Raw genomic sequence first — 24,873 nt, 5'->3', positions numbered from 1 at the left:
TCCTTCGAGCCCTTCAGAACAGGGCCAGCCAGGCCTCCGTCTCGGCGGGACCGAGGCGCCCGAAGAGGCCCGCCCGGATGCGGGCGTTGATGTCGAGGTCGTGCGCGGTGGAGGTGTCGTACGCGGAGTACCAGACCTGCGTCGGCACCTGGTGGCAGCGCAGGTAGTTCTTGAAGGCCTGCTCGTCCCCGGCGCCGTCCAGCACGAGCCACCGCGTCCGCGGATAGCCGCGGCCGTTGCTGAAGACGGCGTTGAGTCTCCAGGCCACCTTGTCGATGAAGTCGTCCATGTAGCTTTCCAGGCTGCCGTCGTAGTCGCTGGCGAAGATCACCCGCCGTTTCCCGTCGACGAACAGCCAGCGGGCGAAGTGGATGGTCTTGACCCCGGCGAGGTTCCCCCGGTCGAACAGGTGGCGGACGCCGTAGTCCACGGCGAACAGGACGGCGGTGAGCGTGAGCCGCCGGAACGGGCCGGCCTTGACGGAGCCGACGGCGGTGAACGGGTTCTGCGCCACGAAGTCCTCGCAGCCCGCGAGTTCGCGTATGCGGTCGTGGCTCGGGCGGGCGCGGTCGGGGACGTCACTGCGTTCGTGCCGCCTGAGCAGGACGGCCCAGACCGGCAGGGCGACCGCGAGCGGCGGCAGCAGCGCCAGGGCGGCCAGCGGAACCCCGATCAGGTGGGCGGCCCGGCGGATCCGCCACCCGAGCGGGGGCGGCGGGGGCCCGGTACGGGCCCAGGCGAGGTCCTCGCGGCCTTCGACGTACTCCTGGACGGCGGCCCTGATCTGCGCGGGGCTCCTGCCGGCCAGAGCCGGTCCGTTCCGGTCGAGGAACTCCTCGATCACCTCGCGCAGCAGGGCCTCCTGTTCGATCTGCTGCCGCCCCCTGCCGACGGTGTTGACGTAGAACGCGGCGCAGGGCACCGCGTGGGCACGCAGCCAGTCGGTCCGCGCGGCGTTGGGGGAGCCGTCTGCCGGGTATCCGGCGCAGTGCCCGAACACCCGGTCCAGGCCGTCGCCGGCCGTGCGGGCGAGATCGGCGAGGTGCGCCTCGGCGGGGCCGTCCACCTCGCTCATGTACACGACGCTGGGCGGCATGTCCGCCGTGGCGCCGCCCGGTCCCCCGGGCACGAGGACGACACGCGCGAAGTGCACGCCCGGTATCTCGGCGAAGGGGAACAGCTCACCGGCCGCGGTCTTCCGCCCGGCCTCGCGCAGCAGTTCCCGCACTTCGGCGACCCGGTCCGGCGGCAAGGCGGCCTGAACGGTGACCGCCGTCTGATACGGCATCTTCCCTCACCTCCGCCTCCGTTCGGGACTCTCGGGCCCGCGCGTCCCGCAACGTCACGCCGGAACCGAGGAGTTGGCGCCGTCCCCGGCAGACGTCGCCGGGGCGGACCCCCTGCCCGGCTCCGCGGAATACCTGCCGGATCCGGTGGGCCACGAGCGAGGTGCGCGAGCGGCCGGGGCCGGCGCATACGCCCCTGTCCGGCCGGCTCGGGCCCCCGCGGAACGGAGGAGCCGGCCGGCGTGGATGTCGGCGGGGCCGCTCATCGTGCACCTTCAGGCCCACTGCCGTGGGCGGCGTTTCCGTGCACCGTCGCCAAGGCCATCCTATTTCCGCCGGTCCGTCCCCGGCATCCCGACGGCCGGCCCTGCGGTTCGGCGAAAGACTGAATGGTCAACAAAAGACGGGCACGCTCCGCGAACAGCCCCGGAACCGGCAGGGCGGACGGTGACGGTCCTCTCGTAACGGCCGGTCAACCCGCGCCGGTCACCTGGGCCGTTGACGCGGCGGCGCCTGGCGCGGCAGCCCCGCGCGGGCTTCCGGCCCGGCACTCACCAGGCCGGACCGGTACACGACCACCGCCCCCGGCAGGGTGTGGATCCCCATGACAAGGGCCTCGGCACCGGCGTCCTTGCCGACGGAGCCACCCGGGCCGGCCCCCGCGCCCTGCTCACGGCCGTCGAGGGCGGGCACCCGCCGGCCCGCCCCGGCACGTCGCGGACCCGGCGCACGAGTACGGGCACCCGGGCTCCGGCGGCGACCGGGTCGACGCGGTACCGCTCTGCGGGACGCGGGGCGCCCTCGTCGCGGCCCGGGTGCCCGGCCACGGCGTACAGGTCGCCGCGGCCACGGGACGGCTGCGCGCGGCGGTGCACACCGTGCCGGACCCGGACCTGGAGCCGGACGAACTCTCGCCCGGCTCGAGGACCCGGTGCGCCGGCTCGACGCCGACGACGGGGCGGGGCCGGGGCCGGAGACCGCCGGCACGGGCCGGCGCGGGACGTGCCGGGCGGTGCCGGCGGCGGCGAGACGGGCGCCACGTGCCTGTACCTGGTCCACGACCCCATGTCGCGGCGCTGCTCCGTCTCCGGCACGGACCCCCCGGGCCCGTGAGCGTGTGTCCCGACGGCACGACGGCGCCGCCGGAACCGCCGCTCGGCGCCGCCCGGGCCCGCGCCGGTGAGCCGCTGGAGAAGGCCGGCATCACCCATCCCGAGGGGTCGCTGCTCGCCCTGTACACGCCGGGCCTCCTCCAGCGGTATCCGGGGGACCGTGGCCGCGAACGCCTGGCCGGCCTCCTCGCCGGGTTCGCCGGCTGCGCGCGCCAGGCGTGCGCCAGGGGCACCGGGGCGCTGCTCCCCCGCACTCCCCAGGAGGACGCCGCCGTCCAGACCGCGCGCACGCACACGCTGGGGCCGGACCGGGTCGTGTGGTGTGCCGCGACCGCGGCGGGGGGACGGCGAGACCGTCCGGGCCGGGCAGAGCCTCCCGGGCGCCCGGAGTGAACCGGCGGCGGTGGCCGTTGCCCGGGTCACCGCCGCCGTGGATCCGCCCGGCGGGCCGCTCAGCGCAGCGGGACCGTCACCTCCCCCGTGCCTCCGGCGGTGGCCCCGCCGGCGACGCGCACGGTGAAGGGACGGTCGGTGCCGTCCACGGTGACACGCAGCAGGTCGCCGTCCCGCCGGACCTGGAACACCGCGGCCGGCGCCCCCGTCAGGTCCGGGACGCTCACCTGGCGGGTGTACGTCCGCCCGTCCGACGGGTGTACCAGCAGGACCAGGTCGTCGAGCCAGTCGCCGTCGGGGCGCTGGTCGTCGGCGGCCAGCGGCAGTACGGCGCCCTCGCGGACGTAGAGCGGGAGGCTGTCGTAGCCGTGCCGTTCGGTGCGCCACACCGGGCCGGTGACCCGCTCGCCGCTGAGGAGGTGGGTCCAGGTGCCCTCGGGGAGGTAGACCTCCACCTCGCCGTCCTCGCCGAACACCGGGGCGACGAGGAGGTCGGCGCCCAGCATGTACTGGCGGTCGAGCGGGCGGCAGGCCGGGTCCCGCGGGAACTCCAGGACCATGGGCCGCATCACGGGCACACCGGTGCGGTGGGCCTCGGCGGCGGCGCCGTACAGGTAGGGCATGAGACGGTGCTTGAGCAGGGTGAACCGCCGGGCGACGTCGACGGCCTCCTCGCCGAACGCCCACGGCACCCGGTAGGACGACGAGCCGTGCAGCCGGCTGTGGGAGGACAGCAGGCCGAAGGCCAGCCAGCGCTTGAAGACCGCCGGGTCGGGCGTGCCCTCGAAGCCGCCGATGTCGTGGCTCCAGAAGCCGAAGCCGCTCAGCGACAGCGACAGGCCGCCCCGGAGCGACTCGGACATGGCCTCGAAGGACGACCAGCAGTCGCCGCCCCAGTGCACGGGGTACTGCTGGCCGCCCGCCGTCGCGGAGCGCGCGAAGAGCACGGCCTCGCCCTGTCCGCGCTCCTTCTCGAGGAGTTCGAACACGGTCTGGTTGTACAGGTGGGTGTAGTAGTTGTGCATCCGCTCCGGGTCGGAGCCGTCGTGCCAGACGACGTCGGTCGGGACGCGCTCGCCGAAGTCCGTCTTGAAGCAGTCCACGCCCTGGTCCAGCAGCGGCTTGAGCTTGGACTGGAACCAGGCGCGGGCGTCGGGGCTGGTGAAGTCGACCAGGCCCATGCCGGCCTGCCACAGGTCCCACTGCCACACGTCGCCGTCCGGCCGGCGCACCAGGTGCCCGAGCGCGGCGGCCTCCTCGAACAGCGGGGACTTCTGCGCGATGTACGGGTTGATCCAGGCGCTGACCTTCAGGCCCCTGGCCTTCAGCCGGGCGAGCATCCCCTCGGGGTCGGGGAAGACCTCGGGGTCCCACTGGAAGTCGCACCACTGGTACTCGCGCATCCAGAAGCAGTCGAAGTGGAAGACGGACAGCGGGATGCCGCGCTCCGCCATGCCGTCCACGAAGGACGTCACCGTCTGCTCGTCGTAGTCCGTGGTGAAGGACGTGGTCAGCCACAGGCCGAAGGACCAGGCGGGCGGCAGCGCCGGGCGGCCGGTGAGGCCGGTGTAGCGGGTGAGGACGTCCTTCGGGGTGGGGCCGGCGACGACGTAGTACTCCAGCGTCTGGTCCTCGACGCTGAACTGCACCTGCCCGACGGCCTCGGAGCCGACCTCGAAGGAGACCGCGCCGGGGTGGTTGACGAAGACGCCGTAGCCGCGTGAGGAGAGGTAGAAGGGGATGTTCTTGTAGGCCTGCTCGCTGCTGGTGCCGCCGTCGGCCTGCCAGATGTCGACCACCTGGCCGTTCTTGACGAACGGCGTGAAGCGCTCGCCGAGGCCGTAGACGTGCTCGCCGACGCCGAGCGCGAGCTGGGTGAGGACGTGGTGGGCGCCGTCGTCGGTGGTGGCGAACGCGGTGCCCTTGCGGCCCGCCCGGGTCAGCTCCCGCCCGTCCGCGTCGTGGAAGGTCAGCGACCACGGGGCGGCCCGGTCCAGGCGCAGGGTCAGCGGGCCGCTGGTCAGCTCGGTGACGGCGCCGTCCCGGCGGACCTCTCCCGCCCCGCCGGGTTCGGCCGCGAGGGCGAAGTCCGGTCCCGGACGGCGTTTGCCCGCGTGATGGGTGACCCGCACGCCGATGACGCCCTCGGCGGGTGAGAAGCAGTCGACGGTGAGGAGCGGCGCGTTGAGCGTGTCTCCTCTGCGCGTCACCTTCTGCACGGAGGCAAACGCGGTGAAGCGCTTCGATTCGACGCGTACGTCACGCGCCTCGGTGGCGTACGCGACCTCGACGCCGTCGCGGATGCGCCAGAACCCGTTGGTGAACTTCATGGTCTTCCTCGGGGGGAGCGGGGCTGTTCGGCGGGGACGGCGGAGGCTGTCGCCCGGCGGGTTGATCGTACACAGAAGAAATCGCCGTCACACCTGGCTGACGCCGCGACATCCACCGTGACCTGTGGTTTCTTCGTCGGGCAATCGAACTCGGCTCCGCTGCGTAGCCGGACGAACACGCGTGGGGGTCTAGCGTGACACCGGGGATTGACGTATTAGTCATCAGGCCAAACAAAAGACCCGGCGACGAAGCCGGGCACACGACAGCAAGGGCCGCAGCATGTCGAAGCGCTTCAATCGCGTTCCTGAGAGGTCCCCGGTCGCCCGGCGCCGGGGACGCTCCCGCAGGGCCGTGGCACCACTCACCGCCGTGTCGGTCCTGGTCGCCGGGGCGGCCCTGACCGGATGCGGTCAGCAGCGTGACGGCGACGTCTTCACCGTCATGAACTCGTCGACCGACGAGACCTACCACCGCTGGGACGCCGAGGCGATGGGCCGCTGCGGCAAGCAGCTCGGCGTCACCATCGAGCAGCAGAGCGTCCCGGCCGCGCAGGTCATGACGAAGGCGCTGCGCATGGCGTCCTCGAAGTCGCTGCCCGACATCGTCCAGTTCGACGCCTCGGAGATGCCGACGTTCGCCGAGGCGGGCGGCCTGGTCGACCTCAGGACGCTCGGCCTGAGCACCCGGGACATCCCCCAGGGCATCGTGAACTTCGGCTCGTACAAGGGCACGTACTACGGCGCGGCCCGGTCGGTGAACACCCTGGCGCTGTTCTACAACAAGGACGTCCTCGGCCAGGCCGGCGTGAAGGTCCCCACCACCTGGGACGAGCTGCGCGAGGCCGCGAAGAAGCTCACCGGCGGCAAGCGCTACGGGCTGGCGCTCAGCGCGGGCGGCGCGGAGGACGGCGTCTTCCAGTTCACGCCGTTCATGTGGTCCAACGGCGGCGACGAGACCAGGCTGGACAGCCCGCAGGTCGCCGGCGCGCTCGACTACTGGAAGACCCTGCTGGCGGACGGCTCGCTGTCGAAGTCGACGGTCAGCTGGACGCAGGCGGACGTCAACGACCAGTTCATGGCCGGCAACGCGGCGATGATGATCAACGGCCCGTGGCAGGTCGAGACGCTCAACACCAAGAAGTCGCTGCACTGGGGCATCGCGAAGATCCCGGTCCCCCGGCCCGGCGCGCCCTCCGTCGGCCCGCTCGGCGGTGCCGTGCTCACCGTGCCCAACACCGGTGACCAGGCGCGGGAGAAGCGGGCGGGCGAGATCGTCGCCTGTCTGTCGAGCCGGAAGGAGCAGCTGACCTACGCGCTCAACAGCTGGATGGTCCCGGCCAACGCCAAGGCCGCCGCCGTGTGGCGCACGCGGGTGCCCGAGCTGGACGCGCTCGCCGACCAGGTCGCCGCCGCCCGGTCCCGGACCGCCAAGCTCGGCGCCGGCTGGCCGAGCGTGTCGCTCGCCCTGCAGAGCGCCTTCCAGTCCGCCCTGACCGGCCAGTCCAGCGAGGCGGCCCTGAAGCGCGCCCAGCAACGGGCCACGAGCGGGAACTGAGGTAAGCCATCATGACCACGTCCATCGTCACCGCCCAGGCGCCAGGGAAGGCGTCCCGGACGGCCGCCGCGCCGGACCCGGCCCGGCTGCGCCGCCGACGCAGACTGGCCCAGTGGGGGTTCGTCGCCCCCGCGGTCGTCTTCATGCTGCTGTTCTTCGGCTACCCGCTCGTCCGCAACGTCGTGATGAGCTTCCAGCACTTCACCCCGAAGACGTTCTTCACCGGGGACGCGCCCTTCAACGGCGCCGACAACTGGTCGAACGTGTTCCAGGACCCGCTGTTCGGCAAGGCGCTGTGGCACACCCTGGTCTTCACCGCCGGGTCGCTGCTCGGCCAGTTCTGCATCGGGCTCGCGCTCGCGGTGTTCTTCAGCCGCCGCTTCCCGCTGAACGGTGTCCTGCGGTCGCTGATCCTGCTGCCCTGGCTGGTGCCCATGGTGGTGTCCGGCATCGTGTGGCGCCGCATCCTCGACCAGGACACGGGCGTCCTGAACTCGTTCCTGGACACGCTCGGCCTCGGCGGTCACACCCCGTGGCTGACCAGTCCCGGCATGGCCCTGCTGTCGGTGATCCTGGTCAACATCTGGATCGGCATCCCGTTCAACATGGTCATCCTCTACGGCGGTCTCCAGGAGATCCCCAAGGAGCTGTACGAGGCGGCCTCCCTGGACGGCGCCTCGGCCTGGCGGACCTTCCGCTCCATCACCCTGCCGCAGCTCAAGCCGGTGATCACCGTCGTCCTCGTGCTCGGCTTCATGTCGACGGTGAAGATCCTCGACCTGATCCTCGCGCTCACCGACGGCGGCCCGGCCGACGCCACCCAGACCCTGGGCACGCTGACCTACCAGAACTCCTTCGTACGGCTGGACTTCGGCGCGGGCGCGGTCGTCGGCAACGTACTCATCCTTGTCTCCGCGGTCTTCGCGGTGTTCTACCTGCGGGCCAACCGCACCGAGGGGAAGTGACGTCCATGGCCGCTCGCACGCCCACGACATCCGGGCGCCGCTGGGGTTCCACCCTCGCCGGTGTGCTCATCCTGTGCGTCATGCTGTTCCCGCTGTACTGGATGCTCAACACCGCCCTCCAGCCCGCCTCGGGTCTGCTCCAGGTCGACCCGGTGCCCGGCAGCCTGGACCTGTCCGGCTTCTCCAAGGCCCTGGACGACCAGGGCGGTCACCTGCTGACCTCGCTGGTCGTCTCGCTCGGCGCGGTCGTCATCTGCCTCGCGGTCTCCGCGCCGGCCGCCTACGGGCTGGCCCGGTTCGGCCTGCGCGGCTCCCGGACGATCGTCTTCGGCACGCTGATCACCCAGATGGTGCCGGGCATCGTCATCGCCAACGCGCTGTACAACTCGTACGTCGACCTCGGCCTGGTCAACTCGTACTTCGGTCTGATGCTCGCGGACGCCTCGCTCGGCATCCCGTTCTCGATCGTGCTGATGCGGTCCTTCATGGTGTCGATCCCGGGTGAGGTGATCGAGGCCGCGCAGATGGACGGTGCCGGGCCGGTGCGGACGTTCCTGCGGGTCGTCCTGCCGATGAGCCGCAACTCGCTGATCACGTCGGGGCTGTTCGCCTTCCTCTTCTCGTGGAGCGACTTCATGTTCGCGCTCACGCTGAACACGACCGACGACGTCAAGCCGGTCACGCTGGGCATCTACCAGTACATCGGGGCCCACGTCGGCGACTGGGGCTCGGTCATGGCCGCCTCCGTGCTGTCCGCGGTGCCGGCGGCGATCCTGCTCGTGCTCGCCCAGAAGTACATCGCCGCCGGCATCACCGGCGGTTCCGTCAAGTGACCCGCCCCCGCGTCCCCCTGGAAACGGCCTCCATGACTGACTTCCCCGAGTTCCCGCCCGGCTTCGTCTTCGGCGCCGCCACCGCCTCGTACCAGATCGAGGGCGCGGCCCGGGAGGACGGCCGCGGGCCGTCGATCTGGGACACCTACAGCCACACGCCGGGCCGGACGGCGAACGGCGACACCGGAGACGTGGCCTGCGACCACTACCACCGCTACCGGGAGGACGTGGCGCTGCTGCGCGACCTGGGCGTGGACTCGTACCGCTTCTCCATCGCCTGGCCGCGGATCGTGCCCGACGGCTCCGGCCCGGTCAACCCGAAGGGGCTGGACTTCTACTCCCGGCTCGTCGACGAGCTGCTCGCCGCCGGCATCGAACCGGCCGCCACCCTCTACCACTGGGACCTGCCGCAGGCCCTCGAGGACCGGGGCGGCTGGCGGGTGCGGGAGACGGCGGAGCGGTTCGCCGAGTACACGGCCGTCGTGGCCGGACACCTCGGCGACCGGGTGCCGCGCTGGATCACCCTCAACGAGCCCTGGTGCAGCGCCTTCCTCGGCTACTCCGTGGGCCGGCACGCGCCCGGCGCCCGGGAGGGCCGGGGCGCGCTGGCCGCCGCCCACCACCTGCTGGTCGGCCACGGCCTGGCGGTCGGGGCGCTGCGGGCGGCCGGGGTGCGCGAGGTCGGCATCACCCTCAACCTCGACCGCAACCTGCCGGCCGGCGACTCCCCCGCCGACCTCGCGGCCGTGGTCCGCGCCGACACCCAGCACAACCTGGTGTGGACCGAGCCGATCCTCGCGGGCCGCTACCCGGCCACCGAGGAGGAGACCTGGGGCGGACTGATCACCGGGGCGGACTTCCGGCGGGACGGCGACCTGGAACTGATCTCGCGCCCGCTGGACTTCCTCGGCGTCAACTACTACCGGCCCGTCGTGGTCGCCGACGCCCCGTACCGCGAGGCCGACCCGGCCCGGCGGGTGGCCACGGACAACCGCTACACGGAGGCCGGGCTGCCGGACGTGCGGCACACGGCGATGGGCTGGCCGGTGGACCCCGGCTCCTTCACCGACCTGCTGGTGCGGCTCAAGGAGCGGTACGGGGACGCGCTGCCGCCGGTCCACATCACGGAGAACGGCTCGGCGGAGGACGACACGCTCTCCGCCGACGGCGCGGTTCACGACACCGACCGGGTGGCCTACCTGCGGGACCACCTCACCGCGCTGCGCGCCGCGATGGACGCCGGCGTCGACGTCCGCGGCTACTACGTCTGGTCGCTGCTGGACAACTTCGAGTGGGCCCTCGGCTACGACAAGCGCTTCGGGATCGTCCGGGTCGACTACGACACCCAGCGACGCACGCCGAAGGACAGCTACCACTGGTACAAGGCGATGATCGCCGCGCAGCGGGGCTGACGGGTTCCCGGCGGACGCGCCGTGTCCCGCCGGCCGCCGGACGCGCCGGTCCGACGGCCGGTGGGGCCATCCGCCGCGACGCCCGTCTTACGGAGTCGTGACGTGCGGGCGCGGCCTCCCGGTCCGGTGCCGCCGCGGGCCTAGCGTGGGGGCATGCGGGTACTGGTCACCGGCGGCGCCGGGTTCATCGGGTCTCATGTGTGCGCGGCGCTCGCGGCGCGCGGACACGAGGCGGCCGTGTTCGACGTGCGCACGGACCCGGCCGCCGACGTGCGTGATCCGGCAGCGGTCGCGCGGGCCGTCACCGGTGTGGACGCCGTCTGTCACCAGGCCGCGATGGTCGGGCTCGGAACGGGCTTCGCGGACGCGGCGGAGTACGTCTCCCGCAACGACCTCGGCACCGCCGTACTCCTCGCGGCCATGGCCGACGCCGGGGTACGGCGCCTGGTGCTGGCCGGGTCGATGGTCGTGTACGGCGAGGGACGGTACGTGTGTCCGCGCGACGGGGTCGTGCGGCCGGGCCCACGGGCCGTCGCCGATCTGGACGCGGGCCGGTTCGAGCCGCGGTGCCCGGTGTGCGGCGCGGAGCTGACGCCCGGGCTGGTCGGCGAGGACGCGCCGGCCGACCCGCGCAACGTGTACGCCACGACCAAGCTGGCGCAGGAGCACCTGGCCGCCGCCTGGGCCCGGTCGACCGGCGGCTGGGCGGTGTCGCTGCGCTACCACAACGTCTACGGCCCCCGGATGCCCCGCGACACCCCCTACGCCGGCGTCGCCTCCTTCTTCCGGTCCGCGCTCGCCCGGGGCGAGGCGCCCCGCGTCTTCGAGGACGGCCGGCAGCGCCGGGACTTCGTGCACGTGCGGGACGTGGCCGCGGCCAACGTCGTCGCGCTGGAGGCGGGGTCCGCGCCGGGCGCGCTGACCGCGTACAACACCGGCAGCGGCGAGCCGCACACCGTCGGGGAGATGGCCCGCGCGCTGGCCGGCGCCCACGGCGGTCCCGCGCCTGTCGTCACCGGGGAGTACCGGCTGGGCGACGTACGGCACATCACCGCCGACTCCTCCCGGCTGCGGGCCGAACTGGGCTGGAAGCCGGAGGTCGGCTTCCAGGAGGGCATGCGCGAGTTCGCGGCCTCGCGGTGACCGGGGCCGGTGCGGCTCACTCCGCCGGAGGGGAGCCCCCGAGGTCTTTCCTTCGCATCAGGCCGGCCTGATCCGGACGAGAGGCCCTACCGGGCCGCCGGGAGCGTGACCTCGAAGCGGCAGCCGCCGGGGATGTTGCGTACGGTGGCCCGGCCCCGGTGGGCCTCCACGATGCCGCGCACGATGGCGAGGCCCAGACCCGCGCCGGCCGGCGGGGTGCGGGCGTGGGTGCCGCGCCATCCGGTGTCGAACACGCGGGGCAGATCCTCCTCCGGGATGCCTCCGCAGCCGTCCGTCACGGAGAGCACCACACCGTCGGGCGAGCGCCCGGCGGCGACGGCGACGGTTCCGTCGGCGGGCGTCCGGCGGATGGCGTTGACCAGCAGGTTGCCCAGGACGCGGCTCATCTCCTTGGCGTCGACCTCGACCGGGACCGGCTCCACCCGGTCGCCGACCAGCCGTACGCCGTGGGCGCGGGCGAGCGGGTCGGCTCCCGCGAGAGCGTCGCCGACGAGGTCGTGGAGGGAGATCCGGGACGGGCTCAGCGGGAGCGTGCCGGCGTGGATGCGGGAGAGTTCGAAGAGGTCGCCGACCATGTCGTTGAGGCGCTCGACCTCGGTGCGGATCTGCTTCAGATAGCGGCCGGGGTCGTCGGCGACGCCGTCCTCCAGGGCCTCCGACATAGCGCGCAGTCCGGCGAGCGGGGTGCGCAGGTCGTGGGAGATCCAGGCGACGAGTTCCCGGCGCGAGGTCTCCAGCAGGCGTTCCCGTTCCCGGGACTCGGCGAGTCTCGCGCTGGTGGCCGCCAGTTCGCGGCTCAGTGCGGCCAGTTCGGCGGTGGCCGGGCCCTCGGGGGCGGCGAAGTCGCCGGCCTCGCCGAACGAGCGTGCCGCCATGGCGAGTTCATGGCTGCGGGCGACGACCCAGCGGCCCAGCACCAGCGCGGTCGCCAGGGAGACCACGGCCGCCATGGCGACGACCGTCGTCACCACGCTCAGGTCGTGGGGGGACAAGAACATCGCCCGGGCGACGGCGAGGGTGCCCGCCAGCACGCCGCCCACGCCGACCGCCGCGATCACGGCGAGGGACACGGTGAGCGAGCGGCGCCGCAGCATGCGGAGCGCGGCGGCCCCGGCCAGGCCCGTGACGGCGGCCCCGCCGAAGGCGAGCAGGGCGATGAGGACGGTGTCGCGCACGTCAGCCCTCCCCTTCCGCGCCGCTCGGCTCGAAGCGGTAGCCGACGCCCCACACGGTCTGGATCAGGCGCGGCCGGGCGGGGTCGTCCTCGACCTTGCCGCGCAGCCTGCGGATGTGGACCGTCACCGTGGACAGGTCGCCGAAGTCCCAGCCCCACACCTCGCGCATCAGGTCCTCCCGGCTGTAGGCCCTCCCGGGGTGCCGCAGGAAGAAGGCGAGGAGGTCGAACTCCCGCAGGGTGAGCGCGAGTTCGGTGCCGTTCCGGGTGGCGCGGCGGGCGGCCGGGTCGACGGTGACACCGGCCGCGGCCAGCGGACCGGTGGCCGTGGCGGGCAGCGCGCGGCGCAGCACCGACCGTACCCGCAGGACCAGTTCGCGGGGGCTGAACGGCTTGGTCACGTAGTCGTCGGCGCCGACCTCCAGGCCGGTGACGCGGTCGTCCTCGTCACCGCGGGCGGTGAGCATGACGACGGGGACGGGGGCCCGTGCGCGCAGCCGCCGGCAGACCTCCAGTCCGTCCATCCCGGGCAGCATCAGGTCCAGGACCACCAGGTCCGGCCAGTGGGCGGCGGCGCGGGTGAGGGCGGCCGGGCCGTCGGCGGCGCGGTCGACCACGTATCCGGCGCGGCCGAGGTACCCGGCGACGATCTCGGCGACGGTCGCGTCGTCGTCCACGACCAGGATCCGGGCGGTACCGGGGACGGACCCGGGGTCCGGTGCGGCGGGGCCGGGTACGGGTGCGGTCCCGTCCGTGGCCGGGCGCCCGGCGGGCAGGTGCGGCTGCTGCATGCCTCCAGCCTGTCACCGGGCCGAGGCGGGCGTCGTGCCCCCGGCCCGGTCCCGGCCCGGACGTCCGCGTTTCGTAAGCAGCGCCGGCCCGGTATGCCCGGTTCGCATTCGTAGGGTGAACGGCGTGACCCCCTCATCCCCCTCCTCGGCGGCGAGCGTGGACGTGGTGCTGCCCTGCCTGGACGAGGCCGAGGCCCTGCCCTGGGTGCTCGCCAGGATCCCGGCGGGCTGGCGCGCCCTCGTCGTCGACAACGGCTCCACCGACGGCTCGGCGGACATCGCCCGCGCCCTCGGCGCGACCGTCGTGCACGAGCCGCGGCGCGGTTTCGGCGCCGCCTGCCACGCCGGGCTGACCGCCGCCACCGCCGACGTCGTCTGCTTCTGCGACTGCGACGCCTCCCTCGACCCCGGGCACCTCGTGCCCTTCGTCCGGGACGTCCTCGACGGCCGGGCCGACCTGGTCCTGGGCCGGCGGCGGGCGCGGACCCGGCGCGCCTGGCCCGCGCACGCCCGGGCCGGCAACTTCGCGCTCGCGCGGCTGCTGCGCCGCCGCACCGGGCTGCGGCTCCACGACCTCGGACCGCTGCGCGCCGCCCGCCGGGAGCCTCTGCTCGGGCTCGGCCTGAGCGACCGGCGCAGCGGCTATCCGCTCCAGATGGTGGTGCGCGCGGCCGACGCGGGCTGGCGGATCGCCGAGCACGACGTGCCGTACCTGCCCCGCGCCGGCGCCTCGAAGGTCACGGGCACCTGGCGCGGCACCTGGCAGGCGGTGCGGGACATGAGCCGCGTCCTGGCCGAGCCGCAGGCCGGCGGGAGGACCGCACCGTGACCACGCTGCTCGTGATCGCCAAGGAACCGCTGCCGGGACGCGTCAAGACGCGGCTCACCCCGCCGTTCAGCCCGGCGGAGGCGGCGGCGCTCGCCGAGGCCGCGCTCGCCGACACCCTGCTCGCCGTCACGGCGGCCCCCGCGACCCGGCGCGTCCTGGTGCTGGACGGCAGCCCCGGCCCCTGGCTGCCGCCCGGCTTCGACGTCGTGCCGCAGTGCGCGGGCGGGCTGGACCTGCGGCTGGCCGACGCCTTCGCGCGGTGCACCGGTCCCGCCCTGCTCATCGGCATGGACACCCCGCAGGTGACCCCGGAGCTGCTCACCGTGGACTTCGCGGGGTACGACGCGTGCCTCGGTCCGGCGGAGGACGGCGGCTTCTGGGCGCTGGGACTGGCCGAGCCGGACCCGGCTCTGCTGCGGGGCGTGCCCATGTCGACGCCGTGGACGGGTGCCGTCCAGCGGCGGCGGCTGGTGGCCGCGGGGCTGCGGGTGCGCGCACTGCCCCGGCTGCGGGACGTGGACACGGCCGCCGACGCGGTGGCGGTCGCCGCCCGGGCGCCGCACGGCCGGTTCGCCGCCCGGCTGGCCCGGTGCACCGCGCACACCGGCGGGACCGGGCGATGAGCACCCCGCCGGTCACCCCCTGGGGCGGGGCCGGTCCCTACGCCGCCGCGCTGCGCACCGGGCGCGGCCCGCTGTTCCTGCGCCGCAGCGACGGCTGGCTGCTGCCGCTGGAGGTCGAGCGCTGGTGCGCGCGGGCGGACCCGGTCGACCGGGCGGTGCTGGACCGCTGTGAGGGAGCCGTCCTCGACGTCGGCTGCGGACCGGGGCGGCTGGTGGCGGAACTCGCCGCCCGGGGCCGTACCGTCCTCGGCATCGACGTCAGCGAGGCCGCCGTCGACCACACCGTGCGGCTCGGCGGCCAGGCGCTGCGGCGCTCGGTGTTCGAGCCGCTGCCCGGCGAGGGACGCTGGGGCACCGTGCTGCTCATGGACGGCAACGTCGGCATCGGGGGCGACCCGCGCGCCCTGCTGGACCGGGTGGCCCGGCTGCTGCGGCCCGGCGGACTGCTGATCGCCGAGACCGCCGCGGTGGACGTCGACGAACGGTCCGAGGTCCGGGTCGTCGACGGCACCGGCATGGAGACGGGCGCGATCGGCCCGGAGACGGACGGCCACGGCGTGGGCGCCGGTGGCGACGGCGCCTTTCCGTGGGCGCGGCTCGGCACCCCGGCCCTGCTGCGGTACGCGGGCCGGGCGGGGTGGCGGCCCGTCGGTCAGTGGACGACCGGCCGGCGCCGTTTCGCCGCCCTGCGCAGCCGCAGTCCCCGCAGCGCGAGCAGCAGCGCCGAACCGGCGAACAGCACCGCGCTGATCAGCAGCCAGCGGGCGAGGAAACCGTCCGCCGACAGACCGGTGGCGGACCGGTAGGGCCGGTCCACCATGCCGGTGATCAGCGGGAACCACACGAGCAGCAGCAGACCGGACAGGGCGGCCGGGACCCGGACGTACATGGTCCGCTGCCGGCGCCCGGCGGCGCCGAGGGCGCGGACGACCGCCCGGTCCGCCACCGCGTACAGCGGCAGCAGCACGAGGTCGTGCAGCAGTGCCGCGCCCACCAGCCACAGCGCCACGGCCTGCCAGTCGCCCGCGAACAGCCGTACGCCGGCATAGCCGGCCAGCGCGAACGAGCAGGCCAGCAGCAGGATCTGCAAGGGGCTGCCGAGGGCCGGGCGCGGGCGCATCACAGCGCTCCGAAGGTCAGCCGGGCCACCCACTTGGTGTTGAGCACCCCGGGCGCCGCGGGCACGATGATCCGCGCCGGATGGCCGTGGTCGGGGGACAGCTCCTCGCCGTTGACGTACAGGGCGAGCAGGGAGCGCGGGTCGGCCACCTGGTTGGCGCGCAGGGCGGCCCGGCGGAAGGCCCCGCGCCGCTGGAGCGACTCCACGAACAGGTCCGGCGGATCGTCGTACCCGACGAGCGCGGCCAGGTCGCGCAGCCGGACCCCGCGCCACCACTGGTCCTGCGTCGACCAGCCCTCGACGCAGGCGATGGGCAGGGCCGAGCTGTGCAGCGGCATGCGCAGCAGCTGGGCGCGGCTGAGGCGGACCGTTCCGGTGCGGCCCGTGACGACGAGCCGCCATGCCTCCTCGCCGGTCTCCGCCGCGTCGATCCCGGCGTACGCGGCCGTCTTGTTGATCTGGAAGCCGTTCGGCCCGCCGCCGGGGTCGGCTCCGCCGTGCGGCGCGAGGAGGGCGGTGCGCCGCAGCACACCCCCGATGCTCTGGCCGGCGGTGGTGACGAGGAGCAGCAGCGAGGCACCCCCGACGAACCACAGCGCCCCGCGCCGCGAAACGGTCGGCGGCAGTGGGCGGGGGGACACCAGCTCCCCCGGCTCCGGCGCGCGGGACACCCGCTCCCCGTGCGCCCCGTGCTCCTCGCGCCGCCGGCGGAGGCTGCGTACGGCGGTCGGCAGTTTGAGCGCCGCGTGCGCCACGAACGCGGCGAAGAAGACCCAGGCGCCGTAGAAGTGCAGCGGGTAGAAGGAGCCGGGGAAGACGTAGTCGAGCTGGACGTTCAGGACGCCGGTGGTGAACTCGAACAGCCCGCCGCCGACGAGCAGGAGCAGGGAGATCCGCTCCAGGGCGTGCGCGAGCGAGCAGGCCGGGGGCAGGGCGAACAGCCTCGGCACGACCGACCAGAGCTTGGCCAGCAGCACCGGGATCAGGGTGATGCCGAGGGTGACGTGCAGGCCCTGGGTGAGCCGGTACAGCCAGTAAGGGTCCGTCGGCCAGGCGAAGAGGTAGAAGCCCAGGATCCCCTTGTCCGGCGTCTGGTCGTTCACCCGTGCGAGGTCCGGGTTGTAGGCGGCGTAGGACACCAGACCCGTCACGAACAGCACCGTGACGCCCACCAGCAGCACGACACCGAGCACCGAGGTGAACCACGGGCCGCGCAGCGGGCTGCGCCAGAAACCGGGCGAGGAGGGAAGTCGCGGGTCGTCGTCTCGCATGGTCCGACGGTAGGCCGGAACCGCCCCGGAGCGGGGTCGCGACCCATGACGAAACGCTGACGTCGCGCCGCCGCTCCTCTCGTTCCCCCGGTCGCCGCCCTAGCGTTCCGGTGTGACCTCGCCTCCCCTCCGTGACCGGTACGCCGGCCTGCGCGCCGACCTGTGTGCCGCGTCGGCCGCCGCCCTGCTCGTCCTCGTCGCCGTGCTGGTCGGCCGGCACATCCAGGACACCCGGCGCACCCTGTTCGTGCACTGGCCTCCGCTGTTCGCCGAGTGGGACCCGCACCTGGGGCCGGGCACTCCGGCCGCCGTCCTGGTGGCGGTCGCCGTGGTGGCGTACGGGCCCGCCGTCGCCGCACGGCTGCCGTGGCGGGTGCTGCTCCTCGCGGCCTGGGCCACGGCACTGGCCTGGACCTGGTCGCTGGCGCTGGTCGACGGCTGGCGGCGGGGTGTGGCCGGGCGGCTCACCACCCACAACGAGTACCTGACGGTGATCGGCCGCTTCCACGACCTCCCGGCCGCGCTGCGCGACTTCACCCACCACATCGTCAGCGGCTCCCCCGGCCCCTGGCCCGCGCACGTCGCCGGGCACCCTCCGGCCGCCACCGTCACCTTCGTCCTGCTGGACCGGGCCGGGCTGCGCGGCGGCGGCTGGGCCGGTGCCTGGTGCGTCACCGTCGGCGCGACCGCCTGCGTGGCGGTACTGGTGGCGGTGCGGGCGCTGGCCGACGAGCGCCTGGCCCGGCGGGCGGCGCCGTTCCTGGTCCTGGCCCCGGCCGCCGTGTGGGTGGGGGCCTCGGCCGACGGCTACTTCGCCGCGGTCGCCGCCTGGTCGGTGGCCCTGCTGGCCCTGGCGGTCACCGGGCGGTCCGCGGCCTGGGCGGCAGGCAGCGGGCTGCTGTACGGCCTGACCTGCTACCTCTCGTACGGCCTGACGCTCTTCGCGCTGGTCGGGGCGGCGGCGGTGCTGGTGATGGGACGGCGCCGGCCGCGACCGCTCCCGATCGTCCTCTTCCTGGCCGGGCTCGCGGTCGTCCCGACGGTGTTCACGCTGGCCGGGTTCGACTGGTGGGAGGGGTACCGGCTGCTGGTGACGCGCTACTACCAGGGCGTCGGCGGCATCCGGCCCTACGGCTACTGGGTGTGGGCCAACCTGGCCTGCACGGTGCTGATCACCGGGCCGGCCACGGCGGCGGGGCTACGGCGCACGGGCGTCTCCCTCGCCCGCCGCCGCACGGTCCCCCGGGCGGAGTCCCGGCTGGCCCTCCTCGTGGCGGCGGCGCTGCTGGCCCTGCTGGTCGCCGACCTGTCCGGCATGAGCAAGGCGGAGACGGAACGCATCTGGCTGCCCTTCGCCATGTGGCTGCTCCCGGCCTGCGCGCTCCTCACCCGCCCACGCGGCTGGCTCACCGCCCAGGCGGCGCTCGCGCTCCTGCTGAACCACCTGCTGCTCACCGGCTGGTGAACCGGCCCGCGAGGGCGTCGGCCGTCGCGGGGGCGAGGCCACGGTCGCCGGGGCGCCCGAGCACACGGGCCGCACAGCCGCCGCCCGCCGGGCACCCGACCGCGCGGCGCCCGGCGCCGACGGCCGGAGCGGGTACGGACCCGCCCCCTTCCGTTGCGGCCGGGCGGCCTGGCCGGGCGCCCGGCCAGGGTGCGGCGCGGCGTCGGGGCTCAGGCCTCGGAGCCGGGCCTCCTCGTGCGGAAGCGGCGGTACAGCAGCGTGCCGCCCATCAGTGAGGCCAGGCTCGCGGCGGCCGCCGCCCAGGTGGTGGTCTCCGTTCCGGTGTGCGCCAGGGTGCCGGGCGGCTCGTGCCGCACGACGGGCGGCGCCGGGTGGGTGGCGGGCGGTTCCTGGGGCCGCGGGGGCTCGGAACGCACCGGCGGCGGAGTGACCCGCGTGGGCGGCTCGGGCGGGGTGGTCCGGACCGGCTCCTCGGGGTGGCCGGAGGCGTTCACGGACGTGTTGCCGAAGACGGGGTTGCCGACACCGACCACGTTCACGCTGTTGCCGCTGACGTTGACGGGCACGTCGACCGGCAACTGGATGTCGTTGCCGGAGACCAGGCCCGGCGAGTCCTGTGTACTGCCGTGGGCCGTCGCCCCGCTGGGCGTCGCGGCCTGCTCCTTCTCCCCGGCCTGGCCGCCGCCCTTGTTGGCGCACGTGTTGCCCATGGCAGGGTTGAGCAGCCCCGCCACGTTCACGGTGTTCCCGCAGACGTTCACCGGGAGGTGCACCGGCAACTGGATGCCGTTGCCCGAGACCAGCCCGGGCGAGCCGCCCGCGGAACCGTCCGCGGCGGAGTCGGCGTGCACCGGTCCCGCCACTGCCATCGCGCCGGACGCGGCGGCGATGGCGATCACACTGTTTCGGGTAGCCCGTTTCATCGGTTCCCAGCCCTTCCAGACACGGTCGCGGGCACTCACCCGCACCGGAGGAAACGCCGCCGTACACCTGCAAGTTATGGTTTTTCAGCCTTTTGCCCTATACGACGGCCCGGTGGGCGTGTCCGCGCCTCGTCCGCGCCCGAGAGCCGTCCGGGGGTTCGGCCCGGGCATGGCCGCGCGCCTTCGGGTACTCGGCAGGTGGTCTTGGCGACGCTTGTCGTACCGCCTCTCCCGTTTCTAGGAGCCCTCGACATGAGTGACGCAGCAGGCACCGGCCCCGCCCCCGGGGACGGCCGGAGGATCCTGACCAACCGGCAGGGCCACCCGGTCCATGACAACCAGAACCAGCGCACCGTCGGCGCCCGTGGGCCCGCGACGCTGGAGAACTACCAGTTCCTGGAGAAGATCAGCCACTTCGACCGCGAACGCATCCCCGAACGGGTGGTGCACGCCCGCGGCGTCACGGCGTACGGCTTCTTCGAGGCGTACGGCGCCTGGGGCGACGAGCCGATCGCCCGCTACACGCGCGCGAAGCTGTTCCAGGAACGCGGCAAGCGCACCGGCGTCGCCGTCCGCTTCTCCACCGTCATCGGCGGCCGCGACTCCTCCGAGGCGGCGCGCGACCCGCGCGGCTTCGCCGTCAAGTTCTACACCGAGGACGGCAACTGGGACCTGGTCGGCAACAACCTGGGCGTGTTCTTCATCCGGGACGCCATCAAGTTCCCGGACGTCATCCACGCCCTGAAGCCGGACCCGGTGGACTTCGAGCAGAAGCCGAACCGGATCTTCGACTTCATGTCGCAGACGCCCGAGGCCATGCACATGCTGGTCAACCTGTTCAGCCCGCGCGGCATCCCCGCCGACTACCGCCACATGCAGGGCTTCGGCGTCAACACCTACAAGTGGGTGAACGCCGAGGGCAACACCGTGCTCGTCAAGTACCACTGGATGCCCAGGCAGGGCGTGCGCTCGATGACCGAGGAGGACGCGGCCAACGTCCAGGCCGGCTCCCTCGGTCACGCCACCAAGGACCTGTACGAGGCCGTCGAGCGGGGTGAGTACCCCGAGTGGGAGCTGCTCGTGCAGGTCATGGAGGACCACGAGCACCCGGAACTCGACTTCGACCCGCTGGACGACACCAAGACCTGGCCGGAGCAGGACTTCCCGCCGAGGCCGGTGGGCCGGATGGTGCTGGACCGGATGCCAGAGAACTTCTTCGCGGAGAACGAGCAGATCTCCTTCGGCACCGGTGTGCTCGTCGACGGCCTGGACTTCTCCGACGACAAGATGCTGGTCGGCCGGACCTTCTCCTACAGCGACACCCAGCGCTACCGGGTCGGCCCGAACTACCTCCAGCTCCCGGTCAACCAGGCGAAGAACGCACAGGTGCGCACCAACCAGCGCGACGGGCAGATGACGTACCACGTCGACGGCGGCGGGGAGAACCCCAGCGTCAACTACGAGCCCTCGGTCCGGGGAGGCCTGCGCGAGGCGGAGTACCCGGCGCACGACGAGCAGGGCCCGGAGATCCGCGGCCGGCTCACCCGCAAGCGCATCCCCCGCACCAACGACTACCTCCAGGCGGGCCAGCGGTACCTGCTGATGGAGCAGTGGGAGCGCGACGACCTGGTGCGGAACCTGACCGGTCAGCTCTCCCGGTGCGACCGGTCCATCCAGGAGCGGATGGTCTGGCACTTCCTGCTGGTGGAGAACGACCTCGGGCTGCGCGTCGGCGAGGGCCTCGGCATCCGTCCGGAGGACGTCGCCGACCTGGAGCCGCTGGCCGGCCAGGACCTCACCGAGGAGGACAAGGAGCGGCTGGCGAACCTCGGCAAGAACCCGCCGCGGGACGTCGAGGGCCTCACCATGACGCACTGCGTCCCGGACGCGCGCCATGAGGTGACGAGGTGACGGGCTGAGGGGTGACGGGGTGACGGGGTGGCCCGCTGAGCCCGCGGCCCTGACACGCCGGGGCGCCCGGCGCCCCGGAACGCCGGTCAGCCGACGACGGGCGCCGCTCCCGGCTCGGTCACGAGCCGGGCGTGGTGCCCGCGCGGGCAGTGCACGATCCGGTCGCCGAGGCCGAGCCGGCCGGCCTCGGCCAGGAAGGCGGACAGGGGCGAGCACATCACCGTGTACTCCTCGTAGTGCACGGGCAGGACGGCGCGGGGGCCGAGACGCCGGGCCAGTTCCGCACCCTGCCGGCCGTCCATGGTGACCAGGAAACCGCCGGGCAGCGTGGTGCCGCCCAGGTGCAGGACGGCGAGGTCGGCGGCCGGGAAGCGTTGGGTGATCTCGTCGAGGCCGTCGTAGGGCATGGTGTCGCCGGAGACGTACAGCCGGAGCCGCGGCGGGCCGCCGGCGGGGCCGAGCTCGATCATGCTGCCCATCACCGGGGGCAGCAGTCGCCGCAGCACCGGATGTCCGGCGTGCCGTCCGGGCAACGCCGTGACCGTGGCCTGGACCGGGCCCTGCCGGAGGGTGAGCCCCTGCCAGGTGCGCAGTCCGGCCACCCGCTCGCGCCCGTGCAGCACCTTCAGGCGGCGCGCGGCGTGCGGGGTGCTCAGCACCGGGACCGAGGGGTCCAGGTGGCGCCGGGCCCGGCGGTCCCAGTGGTCCCCGTGCAGGTGGGACAGCACGATCCCGTCGAGGCGGGGCAGGTCCTCCGGTTGCAGGGCGGGCTCGGTCAGGCGCCGGGTGAGCAGGCCGTTGCCGAGGTAGGCGTACTGGCCGAGGTGCAGGAAGTTCGGGTCGGTGAGCAGGGTCAGCGGCCCGTAGCGCAGCAGGACGGTCGCGTTGCCGAGGAAGTGCAGGTCGACCGTGTCGTCGGTGGGTGTGTCCGTGGTAGCGGGCATGGGTTCCGCCGCCCTTCCGTCCGAGCCGTCACAGGCGCCCGCACCGTCGCGGGCGTGCCGGGTTCCTCCCGGGGCGGCCGGGTACCCCTGGCGGGCGGAGGGCATGAGAGGGCCTGTCCCGGCCGGTTCCGGTCCGGTGCCGCCCGCGTCCGCACAGATGGCCGAGCGTGCCGCAGCGGTCGAGCCGGGGAGCTGGTAGCTCTCGTAGGGCAGCCGCTGCCGTACCCGCCCGGGCGGGGGGACCGACCGGGGAGCCGACCGAGACGAGGAGCGATGACTACCACCGTGCGCGAGACCGGAACCGAGAACACACCGCCCAGCCTCAGGCTGCCCGGCCTGCTGCTGGGGGTGGGGCTCGGCGGATTCGTCGACGGCATCCTGCTGCACCAGCTCCTCCAGTGGCACCACATGCTGACCAGTACCGACCACGACCACATCGGGGTGAAGTACTACGACCCCCACACCGTCTCCGGGCTGGAGATGAACACCGTCTGGGACGGGGTCTTCCACACCGTCTGCTGGCTCGCCGTCCTCGGCGGCCTCGCCGTCCTGTACGCACGGGTCGCCACCGGCCGACGGCAGGTGTGGGCCTCGCGGGTGCTCTGGGGCTGGGTGCTGTCCGGCTGGGGCCTGTTCAACCTCGTGGAGGGCGTCCTCGACCATCACATTCTGGGCATCCACCACGTCCACGGCGGCCCCTACCAGGTGTGGTGGGACATCGGTTTCCTCGTGCTCGGCGCGCTGCTGCTGGCGGGCGGCATGCTCCTGCGGCGCGGCGCCCGGCCCTTCGATCCCGCCGCGCCGCGCGCCGCACGCCCCGGACACGCCGTCTGATGCCCGACGGCACGCACATGCACACGCACACGCACGGCGCGGGGAGCGGCGGCGCGTGGGAGGCCGTGCTCCCCGTCCTGGCCCTGCTGGCGTGCGCGGGCGGCTATCTGCTGCTGGTGCGCCGGGTCCGCCGCCGCAACCCCGTCCGGGGCTGGAACCCCTGGCGCACGGCCGCCTTCTGCACGGGCCTCCTCCTGCTGGCGGCGGCGCTGCTGCCGCCCGTCGCCGCCCTCGCCCACCGTGACTTCCGCGGCCACATGGCCCAGCACATGCTCATCGGCATGTACGCGCCGACGGCCCTGGTGCTGGGCGCCCCGACGACCCTCGGCTTGCGCGCCCTGCCGGCATCCCGCGCCCGCCGTCTCACCGCGCTCCTGCACAGCGGCCCGGCCCGCCTGCTCGCCCACCCCGTCACCGGTCTGCTGCTGTCCACCGGCAGCCTCGCGCCGCTGTACTTCACCCCGCTCTACGACGCCGTCTCGGCCCGTCCGGCCGGCCACTGGCTGCTGCACGCGCACTTCCTGCTGGCGGGCTGTCTGTTCGCGCACGCCGTCGCCGGACCCGACCCCGCCCCGGGCCGCCCCGGTGTGCGCGCCCGGCTGGTCTGCCTGGGCTGCGCCATCGCGGTGCACGCGAGCATCGCGCAACTGATGTACGGCGGCTACTGGGTGGCCGTCGACGCTCCGGTCCCCCAGGTCCAGGGTGCTGCCGAGATCATGTACTACGGCGGTGACATCGCCGAACTCCTGCTGGCGGCCGCCCTGGTCGCCACCTGGCGCCCGGCACGCGGCGCGGTCGCGGGGCACGCGGTGCGGGCCGCGCGGTAGGACGTGCGGGAGGCGTGCGGCCCGTACGGCCGGGGGGGGACACCCCGGGCAATCAGTAGCCAGGAAGGTGGCGGCCAGGAAGGTAGCAGCCACGAAAATAGTAGCCATGGACATAGTAGCCATGTACTCTATTCGGCATGAGCGACAAGGTGTCCGAAGGAGCCACGCCGGGTTTCCTGGTGTGGCGGCTGTCGATGAAGTGGCGGGTCGCGGTGGACCGCGCGGTGGCCCCGCTCGGGCTGACACACGCGCAGTACTCCCTGGTGGCGTCGCTGTACGGCATGCAGCGCTCCGGGGTGCGCCCCAGCCAGCGGCGCCTCGCCGACCACACCGGTCTGGAAGCCCTGTACGTCTCCAAACTGGCCCGTGGCCTGGAATCGGCCGGCCTCATCGCACGCACCCGGGACCCGGCCGACCCGCGGGCGGTTCAACTCGCCCTCACCGAGCCGGGCCGCGAGACCACCCGGCAGGCGATCGACGTCGTCCAGGGACTGCTGCGCCAGCTGCTGGCACCCCTCGGCGGGCCCGACAGCCCGCGCGCCCAGGAGTTCACCCGGGACCTGACGGCCCTGCTCGACGCACCGCTTGACCCGTTCGGCACCACCGATCACGAGACGGAGCAGTCATGACCACCACCGCACCCCGCGTCGACAGCCGCGTCATCGGCCTCGCCCACTACGCCCTGCGGGCCGTACTGGAACGCGTCCTCGCCCCGCACGGCATCTCCTTCCTGCAGTCCGTCACCCTGCGGCTCGCGTCCCTCGCGGACGGGCCTGTCGAGCGGGCCGCGCTGGTGGCGGGCGTCGTCGACACGGTGAAGGTCGCCGAGAACGACGCCGAGCGCGCCGTCGAGGACCTCACGGCCGCCGGCCTGCTCGCCCCCGAGGGCGCCCGCGCCCTGCGGCTCACGGACGCGGGGCGCGGGGTGTACACCACCAGCTCCGCCGAGGCCGCGACGGTCTCCGCCCGGCTGTACGCGGGCGTCCGCGAGGAGGACCGGGCGGTGGCCGGCCGTGTGCTCGCCCTGCTCACCGAGCGGGCGGAGGCGGAGCTGGCCGGCCTACGGCAGCGGTAGGGCCGCCCGACCCCGGCGGTGACGCCCCGGCCGCCC

22 protein-coding genes are annotated in these 24,873 nt (G+C 73.9%); 15 read left to right on the top strand and 7 right to left on the bottom strand.

Annotation, left to right across the window (positions count from 1 at the left end; genetic code table 11):
• Positions 1-13 precede the first annotated feature (13 nt).
• A complete protein-coding gene (locus tag LG395_RS18820) occupies positions 14-1,288 on the bottom strand; it encodes a hypothetical protein (protein WP_225810552.1) in 1,275 nt (424 codons plus the stop codon).
• Positions 1,289-2,395: 1,107 nt separating this feature from the next.
• Here LG395_RS18820 and LG395_RS18815 point away from each other — a divergent pair.
• Positions 2,396-2,791 (top strand): hypothetical protein, encoded by a 396-nt coding sequence (locus LG395_RS18815; RefSeq protein WP_225810551.1) that lies wholly within the window; start codon positions 2,396-2,398, stop codon positions 2,789-2,791.
• A 59-nt stretch (positions 2,792-2,850) separates the two neighbouring features.
• Here LG395_RS18815 and yicI read toward each other — a convergent pair whose 3' ends face one another.
• A complete protein-coding gene (yicI, locus tag LG395_RS18810) occupies positions 2,851-5,121 on the bottom strand; it encodes an alpha-xylosidase (protein ID WP_225810550.1) in 2,271 nt (756 codons plus the stop codon).
• 280 nt (positions 5,122-5,401) lie between these two features.
• Here yicI and LG395_RS18805 point away from each other — a divergent pair, with 280 nt between their 5' ends.
• The 5 genes from LG395_RS18805 (at position 5,402) to LG395_RS18785 (ending at position 11,029) form a co-directional block, all read left to right on the top strand.
• Positions 5,402-6,676: an ABC transporter substrate-binding protein gene (locus LG395_RS18805; RefSeq protein ID WP_171150562.1), complete on the top strand. Its 1,275-nt coding sequence runs from the start codon at positions 5,402-5,404 to the stop codon at positions 6,674-6,676.
• A gap of 11 nt (positions 6,677-6,687) precedes the next feature.
• Entirely contained in the window at positions 6,688-7,641 is a 954-nt protein-coding gene (locus tag LG395_RS18800) for a carbohydrate ABC transporter permease (protein WP_171150563.1), read from the top strand.
• Between the two features lie 5 nt (positions 7,642-7,646).
• Positions 7,647-8,474: a carbohydrate ABC transporter permease gene (locus LG395_RS18795; RefSeq protein WP_171150564.1), complete on the top strand. Its 828-nt coding sequence runs from the start codon at positions 7,647-7,649 to the stop codon at positions 8,472-8,474.
• Positions 8,475-8,506: 32 nt separating this feature from the next.
• A complete protein-coding gene (locus LG395_RS18790; protein ID WP_225810549.1) occupies positions 8,507-9,886 on the top strand; it encodes a GH1 family beta-glucosidase in 1,380 nt (459 codons plus the stop codon).
• A gap of 153 nt (positions 9,887-10,039) precedes the next feature.
• The gene (locus tag LG395_RS18785; protein ID WP_225810548.1) at positions 10,040-11,029 is read left to right on the top strand and encodes an NAD-dependent epimerase/dehydratase family protein; all 990 of its coding nucleotides are present in this window, start codon (positions 10,040-10,042) and stop codon (positions 11,027-11,029) included.
• Positions 11,030-11,115: 86 nt separating this feature from the next.
• Here the strand turns inward: LG395_RS18785 and LG395_RS18780 are convergent, their stop codons facing one another.
• A complete protein-coding gene (locus tag LG395_RS18780; RefSeq protein WP_171150567.1) occupies positions 11,116-12,225 on the bottom strand; it encodes a sensor histidine kinase in 1,110 nt (369 codons plus the stop codon).
• A 1-nt stretch (position 12,226) separates the two neighbouring features.
• Positions 12,227-13,015 carry a response regulator transcription factor gene (locus tag LG395_RS18775; protein ID WP_225810547.1) on the bottom strand — a complete coding sequence of 263 codons (789 nt, stop codon included), beginning with the start codon at positions 13,013-13,015 and terminating at the stop codon, positions 12,227-12,229.
• A gap of 124 nt (positions 13,016-13,139) precedes the next feature.
• Between LG395_RS18775 and LG395_RS18770 the strand changes: the two genes are divergently transcribed.
• The 3 genes from LG395_RS18770 to LG395_RS18760 are packed head-to-tail and all read left to right on the top strand — an operon-like array spanning position 13,140 to position 15,273.
• Positions 13,140-13,844 carry a glycosyltransferase family 2 protein gene (locus LG395_RS18770; protein WP_225810546.1) on the top strand — a complete coding sequence of 235 codons (705 nt, stop codon included), beginning with the start codon at positions 13,140-13,142 and terminating at the stop codon, positions 13,842-13,844.
• The gene (locus tag LG395_RS18765) at positions 13,841-14,467 is read left to right on the top strand and encodes a TIGR04282 family arsenosugar biosynthesis glycosyltransferase (RefSeq protein ID WP_225810545.1); all 627 of its coding nucleotides are present in this window, start codon (positions 13,841-13,843) and stop codon (positions 14,465-14,467) included. The genes LG395_RS18770 and LG395_RS18765 overlap by 4 nt, the downstream gene beginning before the upstream one ends.
• Positions 14,464-15,273 carry a class I SAM-dependent methyltransferase gene (locus tag LG395_RS18760; protein ID WP_225810544.1) on the top strand — a complete coding sequence of 270 codons (810 nt, stop codon included), beginning with the start codon at positions 14,464-14,466 and terminating at the stop codon, positions 15,271-15,273. The genes LG395_RS18765 and LG395_RS18760 overlap by 4 nt, the downstream gene beginning before the upstream one ends.
• 313 nt (positions 15,274-15,586) lie before the next feature.
• Here the strand turns inward: LG395_RS18760 and LG395_RS18755 are convergent, their stop codons facing one another.
• Positions 15,587-16,858 carry a molybdopterin-dependent oxidoreductase gene (locus LG395_RS18755; RefSeq protein ID WP_225810543.1) on the bottom strand — a complete coding sequence of 424 codons (1,272 nt, stop codon included), beginning with the start codon at positions 16,856-16,858 and terminating at the stop codon, positions 15,587-15,589.
• 112 nt (positions 16,859-16,970) lie between these two features.
• Here LG395_RS18755 and LG395_RS18750 point away from each other — a divergent pair, with 112 nt between their 5' ends.
• A complete protein-coding gene (locus LG395_RS18750) occupies positions 16,971-18,323 on the top strand; it encodes a hypothetical protein (protein ID WP_225810542.1) in 1,353 nt (450 codons plus the stop codon).
• Between the two features lie 209 nt (positions 18,324-18,532).
• Here LG395_RS18750 and LG395_RS18745 read toward each other — a convergent pair whose 3' ends face one another.
• The gene (locus LG395_RS18745; protein ID WP_171150572.1) at positions 18,533-19,222 is read right to left on the bottom strand and encodes a chaplin; all 690 of its coding nucleotides are present in this window, start codon (positions 19,220-19,222) and stop codon (positions 18,533-18,535) included.
• A 276-nt stretch (positions 19,223-19,498) separates the two neighbouring features.
• Here LG395_RS18745 and LG395_RS18740 point away from each other — a divergent pair, with 276 nt between their 5' ends.
• Positions 19,499-21,157, top strand: a complete 1,659-nt coding sequence (locus tag LG395_RS18740; RefSeq protein WP_225810541.1) for a catalase — start codon at positions 19,499-19,501, stop codon at positions 21,155-21,157.
• Between the two features lie 86 nt (positions 21,158-21,243).
• Here LG395_RS18740 and LG395_RS18735 read toward each other — a convergent pair whose 3' ends face one another.
• Entirely contained in the window at positions 21,244-22,101 is an 858-nt protein-coding gene (locus LG395_RS18735) for an MBL fold metallo-hydrolase (RefSeq protein WP_225810540.1), read from the bottom strand.
• 273 nt (positions 22,102-22,374) lie between these two features.
• On the opposite strand from LG395_RS18735, the gene LG395_RS18730 reads away from it, so the two are divergent.
• The 4 genes from LG395_RS18730 (at position 22,375) to LG395_RS18715 (ending at position 24,837) form a co-directional block, all read left to right on the top strand.
• Positions 22,375-22,935, top strand: a complete 561-nt coding sequence (locus tag LG395_RS18730; protein ID WP_225810538.1) for a DUF2243 domain-containing protein — start codon at positions 22,375-22,377, stop codon at positions 22,933-22,935.
• The gene (locus tag LG395_RS18725) at positions 22,935-23,762 is read left to right on the top strand and encodes a cytochrome c oxidase assembly protein (RefSeq protein WP_225810536.1); all 828 of its coding nucleotides are present in this window, start codon (positions 22,935-22,937) and stop codon (positions 23,760-23,762) included. The genes LG395_RS18730 and LG395_RS18725 overlap by 1 nt, the downstream gene beginning before the upstream one ends.
• 137 nt (positions 23,763-23,899) lie before the next feature.
• On the top strand, positions 23,900-24,391 hold the full coding sequence (locus tag LG395_RS18720) for a MarR family winged helix-turn-helix transcriptional regulator (protein WP_225810535.1): 492 nt from the start codon (positions 23,900-23,902) through the stop codon (positions 24,389-24,391).
• Positions 24,388-24,837, top strand: a complete 450-nt coding sequence (locus LG395_RS18715; protein ID WP_225810534.1) for a winged helix DNA-binding protein — start codon at positions 24,388-24,390, stop codon at positions 24,835-24,837. The genes LG395_RS18720 and LG395_RS18715 overlap by 4 nt, the downstream gene beginning before the upstream one ends.
• Positions 24,838-24,873 lie beyond the last annotated feature (36 nt).

The organism is Streptomyces spinosus (genome assembly GCF_020400655.1).
In the GTDB taxonomy this organism is placed as follows: Bacteria; Actinomycetota; Actinomycetes; order Streptomycetales; family Streptomycetaceae; genus Streptomyces; species Streptomyces argyrophylli.
This window is presented reverse-complemented; position numbering and strand designations above follow the sequence as displayed.